The organism is Nonomuraea fuscirosea, assembly GCF_035917475.1.
GTDB lineage: Bacteria > Actinomycetota > Actinomycetes > Streptosporangiales > Streptosporangiaceae > Nonomuraea > Nonomuraea fuscirosea.
Map to the genome: position 1 here is coordinate 9,385,801 of NZ_CP109074.1, position 18,802 is coordinate 9,404,602.

At 71.3% G+C, this 18,802-nt stretch carries 22 protein-coding genes; 15 read left to right on the plus strand and 7 right to left on the minus strand.

Features of this window, described 5'->3' with window-relative positions; genetic code table 11:
* Positions 1-5: 5 nt before the first annotated feature.
* A complete protein-coding gene (gene mshA / locus OIE67_RS42780; protein WP_326631272.1) occupies positions 6-1,286 on the minus strand; it encodes a D-inositol-3-phosphate glycosyltransferase in 1,281 nt (426 codons plus the stop codon).
* Between the two features lie 117 nt (positions 1,287-1,403).
* On the opposite strand from mshA, the gene OIE67_RS42785 reads away from it, so the two are divergent.
* The 3 genes from OIE67_RS42785 (at position 1,404) to OIE67_RS42795 (ending at position 5,820) form a co-directional block, all read left to right on the plus strand.
* A complete protein-coding gene (locus OIE67_RS42785; protein WP_326631274.1) occupies positions 1,404-2,147 on the plus strand; it encodes an SDR family NAD(P)-dependent oxidoreductase in 744 nt (247 codons plus the stop codon).
* On the plus strand, positions 2,140-2,934 hold the full coding sequence (locus OIE67_RS42790) for a class I SAM-dependent methyltransferase (RefSeq protein WP_326631276.1): 795 nt from the start codon (positions 2,140-2,142) through the stop codon (positions 2,932-2,934). The genes OIE67_RS42785 and OIE67_RS42790 overlap by 8 nt, the downstream gene beginning before the upstream one ends.
* 129 nt (positions 2,935-3,063) lie before the next feature.
* On the plus strand, positions 3,064-5,820 hold the full coding sequence (locus tag OIE67_RS42795; RefSeq protein WP_326631278.1) for an AbfB domain-containing protein: 2,757 nt from the start codon (positions 3,064-3,066) through the stop codon (positions 5,818-5,820).
* An 18-nt stretch (positions 5,821-5,838) separates the two neighbouring features.
* Here the strand turns inward: OIE67_RS42795 and OIE67_RS42800 are convergent, their stop codons facing one another.
* Entirely contained in the window at positions 5,839-6,342 is a 504-nt protein-coding gene (locus tag OIE67_RS42800; protein ID WP_326631280.1) for an O-acetyl-ADP-ribose deacetylase, read from the minus strand.
* A gap of 72 nt (positions 6,343-6,414) precedes the next feature.
* On the opposite strand from OIE67_RS42800, the gene OIE67_RS42805 reads away from it, so the two are divergent.
* The 5 genes from OIE67_RS42805 (at position 6,415) to OIE67_RS42825 (ending at position 9,144) form a co-directional block, all read left to right on the plus strand.
* Positions 6,415-6,771, plus strand: a complete 357-nt coding sequence (locus OIE67_RS42805) for a BlaI/MecI/CopY family transcriptional regulator (RefSeq protein ID WP_326631282.1) — start codon at positions 6,415-6,417, stop codon at positions 6,769-6,771.
* Positions 6,768-7,673 (plus strand): M56 family metallopeptidase, encoded by a 906-nt coding sequence (locus OIE67_RS42810; protein WP_326631284.1) that lies wholly within the window; start codon positions 6,768-6,770, stop codon positions 7,671-7,673. Before OIE67_RS42805 ends, OIE67_RS42810 begins: the two co-directional genes overlap by 4 nt.
* A 60-nt stretch (positions 7,674-7,733) precedes the next feature.
* Positions 7,734-8,225 carry a helix-turn-helix transcriptional regulator gene (locus tag OIE67_RS42815; RefSeq protein WP_106244120.1) on the plus strand — a complete coding sequence of 164 codons (492 nt, stop codon included), beginning with the start codon at positions 7,734-7,736 and terminating at the stop codon, positions 8,223-8,225.
* Between the two features lie 3 nt (positions 8,226-8,228).
* A complete protein-coding gene (locus tag OIE67_RS42820; protein WP_326631288.1) occupies positions 8,229-8,657 on the plus strand; it encodes a hypothetical protein in 429 nt (142 codons plus the stop codon).
* Between the two features lie 118 nt (positions 8,658-8,775).
* On the plus strand, positions 8,776-9,144 hold the full coding sequence (locus OIE67_RS42825; RefSeq protein WP_106244115.1) for a DUF2516 family protein: 369 nt from the start codon (positions 8,776-8,778) through the stop codon (positions 9,142-9,144).
* A gap of 19 nt (positions 9,145-9,163) precedes the next feature.
* Here OIE67_RS42825 and OIE67_RS42830 read toward each other — a convergent pair whose 3' ends face one another.
* Complete coding sequence (locus OIE67_RS42830; protein WP_146178322.1) at positions 9,164-9,799, minus strand: SGNH/GDSL hydrolase family protein; 636 nt, start codon at positions 9,797-9,799, stop codon at positions 9,164-9,166.
* A gap of 28 nt (positions 9,800-9,827) precedes the next feature.
* Between OIE67_RS42830 and OIE67_RS42835 the strand changes: the two genes are divergently transcribed.
* Positions 9,828-10,562 carry an alanyl-tRNA editing protein gene (locus tag OIE67_RS42835; RefSeq protein ID WP_326631293.1) on the plus strand — a complete coding sequence of 245 codons (735 nt, stop codon included), beginning with the start codon at positions 9,828-9,830 and terminating at the stop codon, positions 10,560-10,562.
* Positions 10,563-10,587: 25 nt separating this feature from the next.
* Here the strand turns inward: OIE67_RS42835 and OIE67_RS42840 are convergent, their stop codons facing one another.
* Positions 10,588-10,950 (minus strand): DsrE family protein, encoded by a 363-nt coding sequence (locus tag OIE67_RS42840; protein ID WP_326631295.1) that lies wholly within the window; start codon positions 10,948-10,950, stop codon positions 10,588-10,590.
* A 43-nt stretch (positions 10,951-10,993) separates the two neighbouring features.
* Between OIE67_RS42840 and OIE67_RS42845 the strand changes: the two genes are divergently transcribed.
* From OIE67_RS42845 to ygfZ, 4 genes are all read left to right on the plus strand, one after another.
* Positions 10,994-11,482: an FABP family protein gene (locus OIE67_RS42845; RefSeq protein ID WP_326631297.1), complete on the plus strand. Its 489-nt coding sequence runs from the start codon at positions 10,994-10,996 to the stop codon at positions 11,480-11,482.
* Positions 11,483-11,488: 6 nt separating this feature from the next.
* Positions 11,489-11,785, plus strand: coding sequence for a DUF2470 domain-containing protein (locus OIE67_RS42850; protein WP_106244103.1), 297 nt, complete (start codon positions 11,489-11,491; stop codon positions 11,783-11,785).
* Positions 11,786-12,138: 353 nt separating this feature from the next.
* A complete protein-coding gene (locus OIE67_RS42855) occupies positions 12,139-12,552 on the plus strand; it encodes a Fur family transcriptional regulator (protein WP_106244101.1) in 414 nt (137 codons plus the stop codon).
* 64 nt (positions 12,553-12,616) lie between these two features.
* Entirely contained in the window at positions 12,617-13,555 is a 939-nt protein-coding gene (gene ygfZ / locus OIE67_RS42860; protein WP_326631301.1) for a CAF17-like 4Fe-4S cluster assembly/insertion protein YgfZ, read from the plus strand.
* Between the two features lie 69 nt (positions 13,556-13,624).
* Here the strand turns inward: ygfZ and dtd are convergent, their stop codons facing one another.
* Complete coding sequence (gene dtd / locus OIE67_RS42865) at positions 13,625-14,050, minus strand: D-aminoacyl-tRNA deacylase (protein ID WP_326631302.1); 426 nt, start codon at positions 14,048-14,050, stop codon at positions 13,625-13,627.
* Between the two features lie 60 nt (positions 14,051-14,110).
* On the opposite strand from dtd, the gene OIE67_RS42870 reads away from it, so the two are divergent.
* Complete coding sequence (locus OIE67_RS42870; protein WP_326631304.1) at positions 14,111-15,019, plus strand: asparaginase; 909 nt, start codon at positions 14,111-14,113, stop codon at positions 15,017-15,019.
* A 30-nt stretch (positions 15,020-15,049) separates the two neighbouring features.
* Here OIE67_RS42870 and OIE67_RS42875 read toward each other — a convergent pair whose 3' ends face one another.
* Both OIE67_RS42875 and OIE67_RS42880 read right to left on the minus strand, forming a co-directional pair.
* Positions 15,050-16,660, minus strand: a complete 1,611-nt coding sequence (locus OIE67_RS42875; protein WP_326631306.1) for a DUF2207 domain-containing protein — start codon at positions 16,658-16,660, stop codon at positions 15,050-15,052.
* Between the two features lie 28 nt (positions 16,661-16,688).
* Positions 16,689-17,765: an FAD-dependent monooxygenase gene (locus tag OIE67_RS42880; RefSeq protein ID WP_326631308.1), complete on the minus strand. Its 1,077-nt coding sequence runs from the start codon at positions 17,763-17,765 to the stop codon at positions 16,689-16,691.
* A 107-nt stretch (positions 17,766-17,872) separates the two neighbouring features.
* On the opposite strand from OIE67_RS42880, the gene OIE67_RS42885 reads away from it, so the two are divergent.
* Positions 17,873-18,802 carry a TetR/AcrR family transcriptional regulator C-terminal domain-containing protein gene (locus tag OIE67_RS42885; RefSeq protein ID WP_326631310.1) on the plus strand — a complete coding sequence of 310 codons (930 nt, stop codon included), beginning with the start codon at positions 17,873-17,875 and terminating at the stop codon, positions 18,800-18,802.

An 18,802-nucleotide genomic window follows, 5' to 3' on the forward strand; every position in this document is an offset into this window, starting at 1 on the left:
TACGGTCAGAAGTTCGACACGGCCACGGGGACCGGGTGCAGGTTCGCCACGGCGGCGGCGTAGACCTCCCTGAGGTGGGCGGCCGTGGCCTGCCAGCCGAACGCGGCGGCGTGCGCGCGTGCCCCCGCCGAGAGCTGGTCGCGCCAGCGCGGCTCGGTGACGAAGCGGCGCAGTACCCCCGCCCACTGGGAGGGGTCGTGGCCGTCCACGAGCAGGCCGGAGACCCCGTCCTGTACGGCCGTGCGCAGCCCCCCGACCGCGGCCGCGGCCACCGGCGTGCCGCACGCCTGCGACTCCAGCGCAACGAGCCCGAACGACTCGCTGTAGGAGGGCACGACCGTGACGGAGGCGGCGCGGTACCAGTCGGCCAGTTCCTCCTGAGGGGCGGGGCGGACGAGGCGGACGACGTCGGAGATGCCCAGCTCGGTGGCCAGCTCCGCGAGGAACGAGGGCCGGGCCAGGCCGTTGCCCGACGGACCTCCGACGCAGGCCACCACCAGCCGCCCGCGCAGGGAGGGGTCGTCGATGAGCATTCTGGAGGCGGCCTTCAGCAGCACGTCGGGCGCCTTGAGCGGCTGGACGCGGCCGACGAACAGCAGCACGTGCGCGTCCTGCGGCAGGCCGAGCCGGTGCCGGGCGGCGCCCTGTGAAGCGGGCTGGAAGAGGGTGAGATTGACGCCGGGGTTCACGACCACGACGCGGTCGCGTTCGGCGCCGTACAGGTCGATCAGCTCGGACGCCTCCTCCGAGGTGTTGGCCACGAGGCGGTCGGCGATGCTCACGACCTGTTCCTCGCCGACCACGCGCGCCTGGGGCTCGGGCCGGTCGCCCGCGGCGAGCAGCCGGTTCTTGACCTTGGCCATCGTGTGCATGGTGTGCACGAGCGGAACGCCCCAGCGCTCCTTGGCCAGCCAGCCGACCTGGCCGGACAGCCAGTAGTGGGAGTGGATGACGTCGTAGCGGCCCGGGTCGTAGACGGCTTCGGTGCGCAGCACCTCCGACAGGAACGCGCAGAGCTGGCCGGGCAGGTCGCCGCGGTCCATCTCCTCGTACGGACCGGCCGTGAGATGGCGGACGATGACGCCGGGGACGAGTTCGGCCACGGGCGGGAGGTCACGGGCGGTGGCCCGGGTGAAGATCTCCACCTCCACGCCGAGTTCGGCCAGCCGTTTGGCGGACTCGACGATGTACACGTTCATGCCGCCGGCGTCGCCCGTGCCGGGCTGGTCCAGCGGTGACGTGTGCATGCTGATGGTCGCGACCCGGCTCACCCGTCGTCGCCTCACTCGACATCACCTCCAAGCGATGTACAACAAATCCGAATTTTTCGACATTCCCGACAGACAGTCACAACCGGGGGTGCACAACCGGCGTCTCGGAGCCCGCCTGGCAGGATGTGGTGCATGCGGAAGACGGCTGTGGTGACCGGTGCGAGCAGCGGGATCGGAGAGGCGACCGCGCGGCGGCTGGCCGCCGAGGGCTTCGACGTGGTGGCGGGGGCGCGCCGCCGCGACCGCCTGGACAAACTGGCCGCGGAGACACCCTCGATCAGGCCGGTGACGCTCGACGTGACCTCGCAGGAGTCGGTGGACGCGCTGGCCGCCTCGCTGGAGCGCTGCGACGTGCTGGTCAACAACGCCGGCGGCGCCCACGGCCTCGAACCGGTGGCCGAGGGCCGGCTGGACGACTGGCGGCACATGTACGACGTCAACGTGCTGGGCTCCCTGCGCGTGACCCAGGCGCTGCTGCCCCGGCTGGTGGAGTCGGGTGACGGGGTGCTGGTGATGCTCACCTCCACGGCGGCGTTCGACGCGTACGAGGGCGGCGGCGGATACGTGGCTGCCAAGCACGCCCAGCGCACGATGGCCGAGACCCTCCGCCTCGAGCTCGTCGGTCAGCCGGTGCGGATCGTCGAGATCGCTCCGGGCATGGTCAAGACCGAGGGCTTCGCGGTCACCCGCTTCAGGGGCGACGAGGCGGCCGCCGCCCGCGTGTACGCCGGCGTGCCCGACCCGCTGAGCTCCGACGACGTGGCCGACGCCATCGCCTGGGCGGTGACCAGGCCCGCCCACGTGAACGTCGACCGCATGGTCATCCGCCCGCGGGCGCAGGCGGCGCAGCACAAGGTGCACCGGGTCGGTGGCTAAGCCCGTCGGGGCGATCACTCGGGGGACGACCGGCTACAACCGGCTGCGGCGCTGCGACCGCTGGATCGCGGCCGTGCACGGCCCGCTGCTGCGCTCGGCCGGGCGGCCGCTCGTGGTCGACCTCGGCTACGGCGCATCGCACACGACGACGCTGGAGCTGTTCACCCGGTTGCGCCGGGTGGCGCCGGGGGTGGAGGTCGTGGGGATCGAGATCGACCCGGCCAGGGTGGCGGTGGCGAAGCCGTACGAGCGGGAGGGGCTGAGCTTCCGGCTGGGCGGCTTCGAACTGCCGGTCCCGCGCCCGCCGACGCTGGTGCGGGCCTTCAACGTGCTGCGCCAGTACGGCGAGGAGGAGGCCTGGCGGTACTGGGACGCGCTGACCGGGCGGCTGGCCCCCGGCGGCGTCCTGGTCGAGGGCACCTCGTCGGAGAACGGGCGGCGGGCGGTCTGGGCGGGACTGGGGGCAGGTGGGCCGCGGACGATCACGTTCTCGGCCCGGTTCGAGGCTTTCGAACGGCCGTCCGATCTGGCCGACCGGCTGCCCAAGACGCTCATCCACCGGAACGTGCCGGGTGAGCGGATTCATGCGTTCCTGAGCGACTTCGATCGGGCCTGGGCGGTCAGCGCTCCCTATGGGGCCCATGGGCGGCGGCAGCGGTGGCTGGCCGCGATCCAGGCCCTGTCCGCCTCCTGGCCGGTACCGATGCGGCCGCCGCTGGGCGGCGTGGCGCGGTGGCGGCTGGGCGAGCTGACGCTCCCCTGGTCGGCGGTCGATCCACGCGCCTGACAAATTCCAGTAAATGGTCTATTTCGCACAGGTGATCTTCGGTATATGGTCACGGTGCGATCCAACTCGTTCAAGTTCGGTCGCAACCTGTCGGGGGGAGTCAGCACCGGTCCTCGTCAAGGAGCCGAGATGAGCAGATTCTCTGGCTGGGCCCGCCGCCTCACCGCGGTGCTGGTCCTCTCAGGAGCAGTCGTCGCCTTACCCGTGCAGGAGGCGCTGGCGGCGCCCCCGCTGACCACCCCGTGGACCGCCGAGGTGGGCCCGGACAACGCGTTGCCTGAGTATCCGCGGCCCCAGCTCGTCCGCCCCGAGTGGCAGAACCTCAACGGCCTGTGGCAGTTCGCCGCGACCGGTTCCATCACCACCCCGCCGACCGGGCAGAACCTCGCCGGGCAGGTGCTGGTGCCGTACCCGATCGAGTCGGGGCTGTCGCGCGTCCAGCGGCACGAGGACCGCATGTGGTACCGCAGGACCTTCACCGTGCCCGCCGCCTGGTCGGGCCGCCGCGTGCGGCTCAACTTCGGCGCGGTGAGCTGGGAGAGCCGAGTGTGGGTGAACGGCACCTCGGTCGGCACCCACACCGGCGGCTACGACCCGTTCGGCTTCGACATCACCCCGGCCCTGCGGGCGGGCGTCAACGAGCTCATCGTCGGCGTGTACGCCCCGGTCGACGGCGCGGGCGCCCCGATCGGCAAGCAGCGCCGCGCCCCGGGCGGCATCTTCTACACCGCCCACTCCGGCATCTGGCAGACGGTGTGGATGGAGCCGGTCGACGCGGCGAGCATCACCCGGCTGGACACCGTGCCCGACGTGGCCGCGGGGCAGCTCGACCTGGTGGTGCAGGCGGCCGGGGCCTCGGGCCAGCAGGTGCGGGCCGAGGTCATGACCGGCGGCACGAGTGGCGGCACCGTGGTCGGCAGCGCGACCGGCGCGATCGGGGCGCACCTGCGGGTGCCGGTGCCGAACGCCCGGCTGTGGACGCCCGACGATCCCTTCCTGTACGACCTCAGGGTCACGCTGACCGGCACCGGCGGCGGCGACGTCGTGTCCGGATATTTCGGGATGAGGTCGGTGGGAAAGGCTGTCGTCGGCGGCGTGCTGCGCCCGACGCTCAACGGCAGGTTCCTCTACCAGCTCGGCACCCTCGACCAGGGCTACTGGCCCGACGGCATCTCCACCGCCCCCACCGACGCGGCCCTGCGCTTCGACCTGGAACAGCAGAAGGCGCTCGGCTTCAACACCGTGCGCAAGCACGTCAAGGTCGAGCCCGCCCGCTGGTACTACTGGGCCGACCGGCTCGGCCTGATGGTCTGGCAGGACATGCCCTCGATGCGCACCGGCGTCACCCCCTCCACGGCCGACCGCGCCAATTTCGAGAGCGAGCTGCGCCGCATGATCGACCACCTGCGCGGGATCACCTCGATCGTGCAGTGGGTGCCGTTCAACGAGGGCTGGGGCGAGTACGACCCCGCCCGCATCGCCGACCTGGTCAAGAGCTGGGACCCGAGCCGCCTGGTGAACAACAACTCCGGCTCCAACTGCTGCGGCTTCGACGGCGGCAACGGCGACGTGGTGGACGACCACATCTACGTGGGCCCGGGGACGCCGCAGCGGCCCAGCGCGAGCCGGGTGGCCGTGCTCGGCGAGTTCGGCGGCCTCGGCCTGCTCAGCCCGGGCAACCAGTGGCCGGGCACCGGCTTCGCGTACGAGATGACCGCGAACCCGGCGGCGCTGACCGACCGCTACGTCTCGATCAACGAGCAGCTCAAGCCGCTGATCACCGACAACGGGCTGTCGGCCTCGATCTACACCCAGCCGACAGACGTCGAGAACGAGGTCAACGGGCTGTGGACGTACGACCGCCGGGTGCTGAAGCCGAACGCCGACCGCGTCCGCGCCGTCAACCGCTCGGTCATCCAGTCCGCCACCGGCCTGGTGACGGGCGGGCTCACCTCGCTCCGCGTCACCACCCCCGGCTATACCGACCGCTTCCTGCGCCACCAGGGCGACCTGGCCCGCACGGACGTGGTGAACGCCGCGAGCGCGGACGGGCTCAAGCTGGACGCCACGTTCCGGGTGCGGGCCGGGCTGGCCGACAGCGCGTGCGTGTCGTTCGAGTCGCGCAACCTGCCCGGCCGGTTCCTGCGTCACTCCGGCTTCCGGGTGCGCGCCGACGCCCGCGACGGGACGGCGCTGTTCGACCAGGACGCCACGTTCTGCGTCCGGCCCGCGCAGGCGGGGACCGGCGTGTCGCTGGAGTCGCGCAACCTGCCAGGTCACTTCCTGCGCCACTTCTCCGAGGCGGTCTACGTGGCGCGCAGCGGCGGGCCGAACGCCTGGGACAGCGCCGCGTCGTTCGCCGCCGACGTCACCTGGCTGCCCGCGACGCCCTGGTGGCGCAGCGGGGCCGACCTGACCGTCGGGGCGGCGCAGTCGCTGCGGGTGACGACGCCCGGGTTCACCGACCGGTACCTGCGCCACCAGGACGCGCTGGCGCGCACCGACGTGGTGACCGCGGGCAGCGCGCAGGTGCTCAAGGAGGACGCCACGTTCTACGTGCGGCGGGGGCTGGCCGACGGGAGCTGCTACTCGTTCGAGTCGCGCAACTTCGCCGGGCACTACCTGCGGCACGCCGACTTCCGGGTACGCAAGGACGCGCGTGACGGGACGGCGCTGTTCGACCAGGACGCCACCTTCTGCGCCCAGCCGCCCAGGGCCGGGGGCACGGGGGTGACACTGGCGTCGTACAACATCGCCGGCCACGCGGTGCGTCACTACGCCGAGGCCGTGCACATCGCGGTGCCGGGCGGCCCGCACGCCTTCGACAACGCGGTGAGCTACGACCAGGACGTCACCTGGGCGGTCGCGCCTCCGTGGGCGCCGTGACGTGAGTTCGGGGCGCGCTCAGAGGCGCGCCCAGAACGCGGCGTACGCCGCCTCGTCGAACAGCACGAACCTGACCTCCTCCACCGACGTCTCCGACCCCCGGACCGTCTCCACGGCGATCCGGGCGGCGTCGTCCATCGGCCAGCCGAAAATGCCGGTCGAGATCGCGGGGAAGGCCACCGAGGCGGCCTCCAGGGTGCCGGCCACCCGCAGCGACTCCCGGTAGCAGGAGGCGAGCAGCTCCGAACGGTCCTCCGAGGCGGAGTGCACGGGCCCGACCGTGTGGATCACCCAGCGGGCGGGCAGCCGGCCGGCCGTGGTCGCCACGGCCTGGCCGGTCGGCAGGCCGCGGCCGTACCGGCTCGCGCGCAGTTTCCTGCACTCGGCCAGGATCTCCGGCCCGCCGCGGCGGTGGATGGCGCCGTCGACGCCGCCCCCGCCGAGGATGGAGGAGTTGGCGGCGTTGACCACCGCGTCCACGGCCTGCTCGGTGATGTCGCCTCGGACCAGCGTGAGCTTCATGACTCCGACACTTTCACGAGGCCGCGCCACCCGGATGCCAGCTCGACGCGTTGTAGAGCTACTCTGAATGGTGTGAAGGGTCTTGGCGAGCTTGAACGCAGCATCATGGACATCCTCTGGGCGGAGAGCGGCGCGCTGACCGCCCGCGAGGTCGGCAAACTGATCGCCGACCGCGACCTGGCCCCCACCACGGTCATGACCGTCCTCGACCGGCTCACCCGCAAGGGCTTCCTCGAACGCACCCGCGACGGGCGCGCATGGAGATATGAGCCGGCCGAAAGCCGCGACGCGTACATCGCCGAGCTTATGCTGGAAGCCTTGGATTTGACGGGCGACCGCTCGGCCGCCCTGACCCGCTTCGCCCAGGCAGTGTCGGACCCAGAGGCGGAGATCCTGCGCAGAGCCCTTACGGAGCTGGAGGACGAGTGATCACGGCAGCGGTGCTGGCAGCGCTCGCCACGGCGTGCGCGATCGGCTCCTGGCGTTTCACCACGGCCCGGTGGACCTCGCGGGCCCCGCGGCTGGCGATCATCCTCTGGCAGTCACTCGGCGTGTCGTGGGGCCTGGCCACCACCGGGGCCATGCTCGCCTACGCGGTCCAGCCCTACGACGTCGGCGCCCTGCCGGGGCTCGTCGCGTTCGCGCACGGGCGGGCGCCCGCGCGGGCGTGGGACCCGCTGCACGTGCTGGCCCTGATCGCGGGGCTCACCGCGCTCGCGGTGCTGATCGTGGTGCTGCTCACCGCGGGCGTGCAGGCGCTGCGGGCCCGCCGCCGGCACCGCATGCTGCTCACGCTGATCTCCCACGACGACCCGGGCGTGCCGGGCGTGCGGGTGCTGGCCCATCCCAGCGCCGCCGCCTACTGCGTGCCGGGGCTGCGCTCGCAGGTCGTGGTCAGCGAGGGCGCGCTCAAGCTGCTGTCGGAGGACGAGCTGGCGGCCGTGCTCGCGCACGAGGCGGCGCACGTACGCGAGCGGCACGACCTGGTGCTGCTGCCCTTCGCCGCGCTGCGCCGGGCGATGCCCTGGTCGAAGGTGGTGGCCGACGCCCAGGCGCAGGTGGAGCTGCTCATCGAGATGGCCGCCGACGACCGGGCCCGCCGCTACTGCTCGCCGCGCAGGCTGGCGACGGCGCTGCTCAGGTTCGGCACGGCGGGCGCCATGCCGACCCCCAACGGCATGCTGGGCGTCCAGGCCCACAACGTCATGGCCAGGGTGAATCGCCTGGTCAAGCCCGATCCCGAGCTGTCCGCGTCGGTGCGCTACGGCTTCATCGCCCTCTCTGTGAGTTTGGTCACCAGCACGCCGCTGCTGTGGCTCTTCCAGCTGTAATGCTTGCTGGAGTTAATCACCGCGTTTGCATTTGCAAGCAGCGCGAGGCAGACTACAGGCATGGCACTACCCAAGGTCGGCTCGATCGGTGAATACATCCGCGATCAGCGGCAGCAGGCGAAGATCTCGCTGCGCCAGCTGGCCGCGGCTGCCGGGGTCTCCAACCCCTACCTGAGCCAGATCGAGCGGGGGCTGCGCAAACCGAGCGCGGAGATTCTCAACCAGATCGCCAAAGGACTGCGCATCTCCTCACAGGCGCTCTACGTGCAGGCGGGCCTCATCGAGGACCGCGAGCCGCCGAGCGATGTGATCACCGCGATCCGGGCCGACGCGAATCTCAGCGAACGGCAACGCCAGGTGCTGATCGACATCTACGAGTCGTTCCTCAAGGAGAGACGCGCCGAAGACGAGCAGACCTCCCAGAATGCTCATCCCCGGCACGACTCCGACGAGGACGACGCGCCGCTGCCCGAGGAGTTTCTCGCCGCACTTGAGCCCTACGCGGCGACCTCACGCAACGGCAACGTCACCCAGGAAACCAAGGAAGGTTAACCCATGACGCTCGCCACCGAGGTCAAGAAGCTCACCGAGTCCAAGCCGTTCTACGCGGTCGCCGGCGTCGGCGACTACGCGGTCGAGAAGCTGCGCGAGCTGCCCGAGCAGCTGCTGAAGCTGCAGTCTCGCCGCACGGAGCTGGCCAAGGACCTGCCGGTCAAGGCCCGCGAGTACGCCGACAAGGCCGAGGGCATCGCCAGGGAGTTCCCCGAGAAGGCGCGCGAGTACGCCGACCAGCTCTCCCACAAGGCCACCGAGGTCTACGAGGACTTCGCCACCCGCGGCCGCCAGGTCGTCAGCAAGACCACCGGCGAGGCCGCGCTAGAGCTGGAAGAGGTGTCGGTGGCCGCCGAGCCGCCCGTCGCCGAGCCGATCGAGCCGGTCAAGAAGACCCGCACCACCAAGACCACGAAGACCACCCAGGTCTGACCAGGCCCACCGGCCCGTCTCCGAAGCGGAGGCGGGCCTTTCCGTTCAGGGGTGCCCGCGCGACGGGGCCGCCTATTAGGCTGAATCCGATCCATCGGCGTTGGGCGGAGACGAACACATGAACATGATCTACGGGGTCTTCAACCTCCTCTTCCTGGTGCTCGCCGTAGTCATCCTGGGCATGTCGGTCTACGCGTTCGTGCACGCGGTGCGGGTGCCGACCAACGCCTTCCTCTCGGCGGGCAAGCTGAAGAAGAACCTGTGGCTGCTGATCCTGGGTCTCGCCACGCTGTTCTCGGCGGCCGGGGCGCTGTCCTACTTCGACGCCTTCATGCGGGTCGGCGGGCAGGCGTTCCTCGGCATCGGCCTCGGCATCTTCTCGATCGCGGCGGTCATCGCGGCCACGATCTACATCGTCGACGTCAAGCCCGCCGTCAAGGGCATGGGCGGCCGCGGCGGCAACAGCGGCCCCTACGGGCCCTGGTAACCCCGGCAGGGCGCACCGTTCACCTCAGCTCGGCCGCCAGCCAGGCGGCCAGGCTCTCGTGCCCGGCGAGCGTGGGGTGCACGCCGTCGGGCAGGACCTCCCCCGGAGACCAGCGCCTGCCCAGCGGATCGAGGAATGGAACGTTCCATGTCCTGGCCGCCGCAGCCAGGGCGTCGCGGATCCCGTACGCCTTCCTGGGCGGCTCGCTCAGCCAGATGGGGCCGATCATGACGATCTCGGTCCGCGGCCACGTCGCGCGCACCTTCCCCAGCAGCCGCCCGGCGGCCTGGCGCGCCTGCTCGGCGCCGCAGCGCCGGTCGTTGTGGCCGCCCGAGACGATCAGCAGGTCGGGAGCCGGGCGCCAGGACAGCTCCTCCTCGAACGAGCGCTGGAACGTGCGGCCCACCCTGCCCTCGTTGCAGTAGCCGGTGCCGCTCGCGCCCGCGATGATCGGCTGCCGGCCCAGCAGGCGGGCGGTCGCGGACGCGTACGTGCGCCAGGCCGACACCGGGCCCGAGCCGACCGTGAAGCTGTCGCCCACGAACATCATCACCTTCGCCGCCGGCGGGCCGGGCTCGGCGCGCTGGACCGCCGCGCAGGACGGCACCGCCAGCACCGCGAGGAGCAGCGAGAGTCGGTTCGTCAGGCCACGCATGACCACCTCAGGGCACTAGGCTGCCGATATGAGCACCGATCTCCACGGACGCACGCGACGATTGGAACTGTCCGACCAGAACCTGCGTGACTTCGAAGCCGTCGTGCTGGACGCGACGCCCGAAGGGATCGTGCTGAGCAGGTCGGCATTCTATCCGGGCGGGGGCGGCCAGCCGGCGGATCACGGAGTTCTGGTCTGGCAGGGTGTCGAGACCAGGATCGTCGGGGTGCGCAAGGGCGACGACCTCTACCTGGTCCCGGCGGAGGGCGACCCGATCCCGCCGGCCGGCACCGTGATCGAGGCCGCGGTGGCCGACGCGCGGCGCTCGGCCCTCATGCGCACGCACTCGGGCCTGCACGTGCTGTGCGGGGTCGTGTTCAGGGACTACGGCTGCCTGGTCACCGGCGGCAACATGGACGAGCTGAGCGCGCGGATGGACTTCAACCTGCCCGAGGTGCCGCCGGGGTTCAAGGAGGCCGTCGAGGACGCCTGCAACGCCGAGATCGTGGCCGACCGCCGCATCGACGTGAAGGTGCTGCCCCGGCCCGAGGCGTTCGCCATCCCCGACATCATCCGCACCGCGACCAACCTGGTGCCGGAGAGCGTCCAGGACGTGCGCATCGTCGACATCGTGGGCCTGGACACCCAGGCCGACGGCGGCACCCACGTGGCCTCGACCAAGCAGATCGGGCACATCAAGGTCGCCAAGATCGAGAGCAAGGGCCGCGGCTTCCGCCGCCTGCGCATCCAGATCTCCGACTGACCGCCACCCCGCATCTGGGGGCGGGTCAGTAGACCAGGGCCTGGGCGCCGTCGGCGACCGCTTCCTCCACGAACGCGGGCGCGCCCGCGATGCGGACGCCCTCGATGACGTCGTCCACGGTGATGTTCCTGCGCGCCGCGCACTGGGTGCACAGCGTCACCCGGCCGGCCGCGAGGACGGCGTCGAGCAGGTCGGGCAGCGGCGCGGCGTGCGGCAGGACGAACTCCTCGGCCCGCCCCGGCAGCGCGAACCACGACGACTCCCCCGTCAGCCACAGGGACACGGGGACGCCGCTCGCCAGCGCCGCCGCCGCGACCGTGAACGCCTGGTTGCAGCGCTCAGGAGCGTCGGCTCCGGCGGTAACCTTGATCACCAGTGATCGTGCCATGCCCGCCACCCTAACGCGCCGCCCCCCACTACTCTTGGGGACCATGGAAGAACCTGAGGTGCACCCGGCCTTGGAGCCGATCTCGTTCCTGCTCGGCCGGTGGGAGGGCGCCGGAGTGGGCGGCTATCCCACGATCGAGAGCTTCAACTTCGGCCAGGAAATCGAGTTCGGGCACAACGGGAAGCCGTTCCTGACCTACGTCAGCCGCACCTGGCTGCTCGACGAGGACGGCAACCGGGTCAGGCCGCTGGCGACGGAGTCGGGCTACTGGCGGGCCCTGCCCGAGCGGCAGATCGAGGTCGTGCTCTCGCACCCGACCGGGATCGTCGAGATCTACATCGGAGAGGTCGTCTTCCACAAGATCGAGCTGCGCACCGACGTGGTGGCGCGCACCGCCACGGCCAAGGAGTACAGCGCGGGTCACCGGCTCTACGGCCTGGTCAACGGCAACCTCATGTGGGCGTACGAGATGGCGGCGGTCGGCCATCCGCTCACGGACCACATGTCGGCCGAGCTGAAGAAAGTGGCCTGAGCGAGCGTGAGCACCCCCTTCACCGCTGACGCCGTCGAGGCGATCAAGCGCCACATGAACGACGACCACGCCGGCGACTCACTGATCATCGTGCGCGGGATGGGCGGGCGGCCCGAGGCGACGAGCGCCGTGACGAGTGACGTGGACGCCGAGGCGATCACGTTCACGATCGACGGCGGGGAGCTCGTACGCGTGCCCTGGGGTGCGACGCTCACCGAGCGGGCCCAGGTGCGCAAGGCCGTGGTGACGCTCTACCGGGAGGCGTGCGGCCGGCTCGGCCTGCCGGCCCGCGGCGAGCACTGACGGCGCCTGCTGGGAGCGTGTACTGATCGAGGAGATGAGAAGGGCCCCGGGCATCACTCCGCCCGCGGTGCGGGCGGGCCGGATGGACCAAGGTCGGGACGGCGTCCCGCCCTCCGGCTGCCAGGGGCCCCGGTGGTTGCCTCGGATTCGCTGTACCGTCACGAGACAACAGTCCGCGAGGTCAGCGGACAACCACCTCGCTGATCCGTCTATGACTAACCATTATTCGGACCACCTCCTTTCCGCGTACCAACGAAGCTATGCGGAATGCCGCGAACGGGGCAAGTCAATATCCTCCGGGGGCATGCGGCCGGACTTCGCCGCCCTCGGATCTCTGCGCCTACACTCGGGGCATGACCGAGACGCAGTGGCATGAGGAACTCCGCGCCAAGGGCTACCGGGTCACCCCACAGCGCCAGCTCGTCCTTGAGGCGGTCAAGGACCTGGAGCACGCCACGCCCGAGGAGATCTGCGTCAAGGTCCGCGAGACGGCCCGCGGGGTCAACATCTCGACCGTCTACCGCACGCTTGAGCTGCTCGAAGAGCTCGGCATGGTCACCCACACCCATCTCGGGCACGGCGCGCCGACCTATCACCTGGCGGCCGAGGCCGACCACGTCCATCTGGTCTGCCGGGGGTGCGGCGAGGTGTCCGAGGTGCGGCCGGAGATGGCCGAGGGTCTGGTCAACGGGCTGGACGCGGAGATGGGGTTCGCCGCCGACGTGCACCACCTGACCGTCTTCGGCCGCTGCCGCAACTGCCGCTGACCCGGGGTGCTCAGAGCGCGCCCCCTTTCCTGGTGTGTGCGCGACTGCGGATAGCCTGGAGGGCATGCGTAGCCCTCTGCTCGACCTCCCCGGCGCCGTCCAGGCAGACGCTCCGGACTCCGATGTGGCGGCGCACTACGGCGACCTGTTCGCCGAGCAGCGCGCCCTGGCCAAGGGAGAGGCGGTCGTCGACCGCAGCAACCGCGAGGTGATCCGGATCTCCGGCGCCGACCGGCTGAAATGGCTCAACGACCTGACCTCGCAGAAGCTCGACTCGCTGCGTCCCGGCGAATGGACCCAGACGCTCGACCTCGACCTCCAGGGCCGCGTCCAGCACCATATGACGCTCGTGGACGACGGCGAGAGCATCCTGGCCCACGTCGAGCCGGGCACCGGCCAGAGCCTGGCCGACTATCTCGACCGGATGCGGTTCATGCTGCGCGTCGAGGTCACCCTGGTCGACGACCTGGCGGTGCTGTCCACGGCCGACGAGGACTTCCTGGTGCCGCGGGCCGAGCTGGCCGAGCACCTGGGCAGGCCGCTGGCCGGGCTGTGGGCGTACGAGGCGTTGCGGATCGAGGCGCACCGGCCGCGGCTCGGCTTCGAGACCGACCACAAGACGATCCCCCACGAGGTGGCCTGGATCGGTGCGGCGGTGCACCTCAGCAAGGGGTGTTACCGGGGGCAGGAGACGGTGGCGCGGGTGCACAACCTGGGGCATCCGCCGCGCCGCCTGGTCTTCCTGCACCTCGACGGCAGCGTGGACACCCTGCCGCCGCACGGCGCTCCGGTGATCTTCGAGAGCCAGGAGGTCGGCGTGGTCGGCTCGGCCGCCCGGCACCACGAGCTCGGCCCGATCGCGCTGGCCGTGATCAAGCGGACGGTGCCGGTGGACGCGCCGCTGCTGGCCGGTGGGGTGGCCGCGGCCCAGGAGGTCGTGGTGCCGCCGGACGCGGGCCGCAACGTGAGCATCGACCCGTCGCTGCGCCGCCGCATCCGCTGACCGGCCGCCCCGATCGGTAACCGGCCGCAGCCCCTGCTCAGCGGTGGCGCGCGGCCGGTGCGGGCGGGGTCAGAGCTCCAGGGTCAGGGTGATCGGGCCGTCGTTGACCAGGGACACCTTCATGTCGGCGCCGAAGATCCCGGTCTCCACGTGCGCGCCCAGCGCCCGCAGCTCCTCCACCACGGCCTCGACCAGCGGCTCGGCGACGGGGCCAGGAGCGGCCGCCTGCCAGGTGGGCCGGCGGCCCTTGCGGGCGTCGCCGTACAGGGTGAACTGGCTGATCACCAGGAGCGGCGCCGAGACGTCCGAGCAGGACTTCTCGCCGTGCAGGATGCGCAGGCCCCACAGCTTGGCGGCGAGTTTCGCGGCCTCGGCGCGGGTGTCGCCGTGCGTGACGCCCACGAGGACGAGCAGGCCGGGCTCGGTGACGGCCCCGACCGTACGACCCTCGACCTCGACCGACGCGGAACTGACCCGTTGTACGACTGCTCGCATGGGATCCCATTCTGGACCAGGAAGAACAGTCCCTAAACTCATGCCGAAAGGGGATGTGACATGTCGATGATCGTTGAAGTCGTCCGATCCGGGTTCGTGGAGTCCACGCATCAGGTGCGCGTGCTGACGGTGGACGCCCAGGGGCGCCCGGTCGAGACGAGGGGCGCGGTGCACGTGCCGATCTCCCCGCGGTCGTCGATGAAGCCGCTGCAGGCGCTCGGCATGCTCCGCGCGGGGCTGGACCTGGAGGGCGAGCTGCTGGCGCTGGCCTGCGGCTCCCACTCCGGCGAGCCCTTCCACGTGGACGGCGTCAGGAAGATCCTGGCGGGCGCGGGGCTGGCGGAGGAGGCGCTGCTCTGCCCCGAGGACTATCCGTTCGACCGCGCGTCCACCGAGCGCGGGCGCGTGTGGATGAACTGCTCGGGCAAGCACTCCGCGATGCTGGCCACCTGTGTGCTGAACGACTGGCCGCTGAGCACGTACCTGGAGCCGGCGCACCCGCTGCAGCGGGCGATCCGCGCGACCGTGGAGGAGTTCACCGGCGAACGCATCGCGGCCTCCGGGGTCGACGGGTGCGGCGCGCCGCTGTTCTTCGTCTCGATGCTCGGGGTGACCAGGGCGTTCAGGGCGTTCGCGCAGTCGTCGGAGGACTCGTACGAGCGCAAGATCCTCGACGCGATGCGCGCCCACCCCGAGTGGACGTCGGGCACCGACCGGGCGGAGGCCAGGCTGATGCGGGCCCTGCCCGGCCTGATGCTGAAGACGGGCGCCGAGGGGTTCGAGGCGTTCGTGTTCGAGGACGGGCGCGCGGGGACGGTCAAGGTGGAGGACGGCTCCGGGCGCGCCCGCGTGCCCGCCACCGTGGCGGCGCTGCGCTCGCTCGGCCTGGACGCGCCCGAGCTGGCCGAGCTGGCCGCTCCGCCGGTCCTCGGTGGCGGGCGGCCCGTCGGGGAGCTCAGGATCCGCTAGGGCCCTTCACAGAGCGCGGAACCGGCGGTCCTAGAGGGTGCGGAACTGGCGGGTGGCGGAGATGGCGCCCGAGGTCGTCGTGGTGAACGTGCGCATCGATCCGGCGAACTTGGACAGGTCCCACTCCGCCGGCCCGTGATACCAGTACAGGTTGTCGGCCTGGTGGCCGTTGCCGGTGACGGAGGCCACCACCCGCGCCCAGTGCTCGACCCCGTCGAAGATCACGGCGTAGGGCAGGTAACGGGAGAACAGCTCGACCCGGCGCTGCTCGGGCACGTCGCCCAGCTCGCCGGAGAACAGGTACTGGCGAAAGCCCATCGTGTGCGCCAGCGCCGCCGAGCCCTTGGCGGTCTTGGCCGGCATGTACTGGCCGCCCACGGCCAGCGCGCCGCCCGCGATGACCAGGGCCAGGCCGAGCAGCCCGTACGTGGTGAGCCAGGCCAGCGCCGCCGTGGCGAGCAGCCCGACGCCGATGAGCATCACGCCGATCGTGGTCCACCGGGTGCGCTCGGTGTCGGGGCGGCGGGCGAACCAGCCCTGCTTGACCACCTCGGCGTAGAGCGCGTCGCGCACCTTGCCCAGGTGGCTGGCGAACGAGCCGGACAGCTGCGACAGCAGCACCGCGTCGCGCCCGTCGAAGATGGCGTCGTAGAGCGCCTTCTCGTACGGCAGCAGGTCGCCCACGGGCGCGTTCGGGTTCCTGACCAGCATCCAGTCCGGGGCGTCGTACGTTTGCCGGGGCTGCTCGTCGATGCGCAGGTAGCCGCGGACCGCGAGGTCGACGATGGTGGCGGTCACGTCGACCACGTCGGCCTGCTCGTCGACCAGGGTGCCGATCTGGCCGGGCCGGACGCCGTCGGGCGGGGAGAAGTGACCGCCCTGCACCGGATCGACCGCGCCGCCCTCGTGCCCGGCGACCCTGGCGTCCCGGCCGCGCGTCCAGTAGATCAGCGCGACGCCGCCGAGCAGCAGCACCAGCAGGCCGGCCAGCGCGCCGCCGGTGACGGTGTCGAGCGTGAAGGCGGCGGCCAGGGAGAAGCGCCTGTCCAGGATCGGCTGACCGCTGCTCGAGCCCTTCGGATAGCCGACGACGACGGTGAGGGCCTGGCCGGCCGGGATCGCGTCCTGCTCGAAGTCCGCCTGAGTGGCCGAGTGGTCCATGGAGGCCGAGGTGCAGCCGATGGCGGAGGTGAGCTCGCCGGCGAAGCAGGACAGGTTCTGCACCTGCCCGGGGCCGCTCACCTTGACCGTGGCCTTGGCGACCTGCTGGTTCCAGCCGTTCACGGCGAACCAGCGCAGCTCCTCGACACCGCCCGACGTGGTCACCGCTCCCTTGACGTCGTACTCGACGGTCTCGCCCGTCACGGTGAGCACGTCGCCACTGAGGGTGCCGCCCTTGACGTTGGAGATCCGGTAGAGGCGGTCGTTGGCGTCGTCGTACCGCGTCCTGGTGATGAACGTCCGTTTGAGCCCGCCCGAAGCCCCGGTGATCTTCTCGACCACGTGCAGGGTCCCGTCCTTGCCGAGGGTCATCGTCACCTCGTCCGTGATCCCGGCCTCCGCTGCCAGGGCGGCGGGGGCTGTGGTCAACGTCAGAGCGGTGGCCGCCAGGGCGGCCAACGTGAGTCTGATACCCGTCATGGCGGCAAATCGTAGCGGTTCGGACTGGTCAGTCCAGCGTGATGCTGGTCGCCGCCCGCTGGACGCTCTCCGGAGCGGCGCCCTGGCCGGGGTTCTCGTGGGCGAGCGCCTGGTTCGCCGCGACGAACGGGCGCATCCGCTCCTCGTAGCGCGCGTACGCCGTACGCGGGTCGCGAACGAGCTCCTCCGCCAGCACGTACGCCCCCACCATGGCCAGGCTCGTGCCCTGCCCCGACAGCGGCGAGGGGCAGTAGCCCGCGTCGCCCACCAGCGCGACCCGCCCCTTCGTCCAGTGCTCCATCCTGACCTGGGCCATGGCGTCGAAGTAGAAGTCGTCGGACTGCCACATCGCCTTCAGCAGCCGCTCGGCCTCGAAGACCCCGGCGCAGTGCTCCTGGACGAGCCGCTTCTGCCCCTCGACGTCGCGGTGGTCGTAGTCGATCGCGCCGGACCTGAAGCCCAGGTTGACCCGCATCTCGCCCGGGTCGCGGTCGCTGAACAGCGCGCCGCCGGCCTCGCCCTCGTTGAACCAGGTCTGCCAGCGGTCCAGGCCGAGGAAGTTGCTCGCGGTGTAGATGGAGACGTAGGTGCCGAGGTGGTGCACGTACTGCCGCTCAGGGCCGAAGGCGAGCCCGCGCAGGTTGGAGTGCAGCCCGTCGGCGCCGATGACGCGGTCGTAGTGTTCGCGGCGGCCGCTCTCGAACGTCACCTCGCCGTCCTCGCCCAGCGTGGCGATCGAGTCGCCGTAGAGGTAGCGGGCGTCGGAGGCGCCGATGAGGATAGCGACGAGGTCGTCGCGCATGATCTCGACGTCGGGGCTGTCGAAGCGGCCGCCGCTCAGCGTGCTCTCCTCGTCGCGCATGAGCTCGTTGCCGGCGGTGTCCACCATGGACATGCCCCGCATGGTCGTGCGCCGCGCCTTGATCCGCTCCAGCACGCCCATGCGGGCGGCCACGGTGAGCGCGGCGCCCCTGATGTCGACGGCCTGGCCGCCTTTGCGCGGGGCGGGCGCGCGCTCGACGACCGTGACGTCGTGGCCGTGCTCGCGCAGCCAGTACGCCAGCACGGGCCCACCGACGCTCGCCCCTGACACGAGAACCTTCATGATCTGCTCCCAGCTGTTGACTTTGTACGCGAAACTGACTGTACGCAGTACATACAGCAGACAGCAAGGCTATAGTGAGAGGATCTGTACTAGTACAGGAGGACCGCATGACCACCCCGCCCCACGCCCGGATCGCGGCCGACATCAAGCGGCGCGTCGCCGAGGGCAGGCTGCGCCCCGGCGAGCGGGTGCCCTCGACCAGGCAGCTGGCCCGCGACTGGGACGTCGCCCTGGCCACCGCCGCCAAGGCGCTCACGCTGCTGGCCAGGGAGGGCGTCGTGGTGGCCGAGCCGCGCGTCGGCACCGTGGTGGCGCGGGGCCGCGGCCAGAAGGCCAGGCCGGCGGCCTCCTCCGAGCACGACCTGACCCGGCAGCGCGTGGTGCGCGCGGCCGTCGAGCTCGCCGACGCGGACGGCCTGGCGGAGCTCACCATGCGCGCGCTCGCCGACCGGCTCGGGGTGGCCACCATGTCCCTCTACCGCCACGTGGGCGGCAAGGACGACCTGGTCGTGCTCATGGTGGACGCGGGGATCGCGGAGTTCGCGCTGCCCGGCGGGCAGCCGGCCGACTGGCGGTCCGGCCTGGAGACGATCGCCCGGCTGCAGTGGGCCGCCTACCGCGCCCACCCGTGGATGGCCGGGCTGAGCTCCATCACCCGGCCGGTGCCCTCACCCGCCCTGCTCCGGCACACGGAGTGGGCCATGCGGGCGCTGGCGGGCAGCGGGCTCGACGCCGAGACCAGAATGTACGTGCAGATCACGCTCTACGGCTACGTGCAGGGCATCGCCGCCAACATCGAGAAGGAGCGGCGGGCCCAGGCCGCCACCGGGGTCACCGCCGACGAGTGGATGGACGAGCAGGGCGACGAGCTGCGCTGGATCGGCGAGTCGCGAAACTATCCGGCCTTCGTCCAGCTCCTGGACGATCTGGGCGAGTTCGATCTCGACCTCGACCGGCTCTTCGAGTTCGGCCTCGGCGCGCTGCTCGACGGGCTCACCCCGATGATCGAACGCGGCCGAGGCCGGAACAGGCGTTGA